Below are 1,344 nucleotides of genomic sequence, written 5' to 3'. Positions count from 1 at the left end.
TCATTATCTTTGGAGAACGGTTGCTTAATGCGCTGTACAGAGAGTTTTGCCTATTTGAGTAGAAAGTTTTAAAAGAGATTTCTTATTGTTTTCTATGATGGTTTTTGACGACAGGATGTGCTTGATCGCATGATGTCTCGTTTATATGCGTGTTGAGTGGCTTAGAGGAGCTGGAGAGTGAATTTATCTCTAATTATTGATAAATATATTGTAGCATTAAACTGGGGATATTAATGTATTAACCATTGACGGGCTAAACAGTTTTGTTTAGAGGTTTTTTCATATAAATGTGGGGGAGAGATCTTCAGCAGTTAAAATAAAGTGGTTTTTGTAAAATAAAGCAGTTTTTGGGTGTCACTTTTCTTTGGTTACAGAGGCATGTGCTTTTGTTAAAAGCGTTATAGGGCAGTGGCTGTTTTGAGTGGATTTATTAGCGGTTCCATGAAGTTCTTTTAAAGAGTGCTTCATGAATAATGCAAAGCGGGGGCAATCTGTATTGTTTTGTGTATTTTTACGCCAAAGTTCTCTTTTGAGAATTTTTCGTGCCATTGTTGTTTTCTTTGGTTTGTTTACAGGTGTAAATGTTTATGCGCGCTCCTCAGCTATTTTTCATTCCCCAACAGATAATTTTTCTCGCCAACAATCTGAGAAGCAGCAATTAGAAAGAATTGAGAAATTACGCGCTTTAACGCCTAAAAGGATCAAGACGCCTTCAGAGCAAAATCCAGAAACGCTTTTGGGTGGGAAGCAATGTTTTCCCATTCATGCTGTTGTTGTTGAGGGAGTGCACCATGTCAAAAAGCGCTCTATATCAGCCGTAACAGAGCCTTATGTTGGAAGATGTATTGGTCTTTTTGATATTCAGCTCTTAATCAAGAAGTTAACCAAAGTTTATTTGGATCAAGGCTATGTAACGGCGCGTTTTTATATTCCTGATCAAGATATCAAAAACAGCAAGACGCTCAAATTTGTTGTCATTGAGGGCAAGCTTTCAGAGATTTACTATAATGGTTCACCGGCATCTCGTTATAATAATGTTGTATGGAGTGCTTTTCCTGGTCTTCAAGGTCATGTTCTGAACATGCGCGATATTGAACAGGGGCTTGATCAGATCAACCGTTTGAGTTCAGCGCACGCTCAAAGCGAACTTCTTCCAGGGCGTGAAGAAGGGAGCACCATTGTCAATATTAACAATCATCCCGATAAAACTTTCAAGGTTACTGTTTCTCATGACAATATGGGACAATCTTCCACGGGTTATGCGCGCTATAGTGCGGGCTTGAGGGTAGAAAATATTTTAGGGATGAATGATGCGTGGGATTTTAACTATCAACGCAGTGAGCC

At 39.0% G+C, this 1,344-nt stretch carries 1 protein-coding gene; it reads left to right on the top strand.

Annotated features, from left to right (window positions below; genetic code table 11):
- Positions 1-466: 466 nt before the first annotated feature.
- Positions 467-1,344: ShlB/FhaC/HecB family hemolysin secretion/activation protein (locus ACFINC_RS09485; protein WP_375617048.1), on the top strand; the 878-nt coding region annotated here is incomplete at its 3' end.

It is taken from the genome of Bartonella sp. AP58NXGY, from assembly GCF_042195785.1.
Classification (GTDB): domain Bacteria; phylum Pseudomonadota; class Alphaproteobacteria; order Rhizobiales; family Rhizobiaceae; genus Bartonella.
Note: the sequence above shows the minus strand (reverse complement) of the source record. Positions and strands in the feature narration are given on the sequence as shown.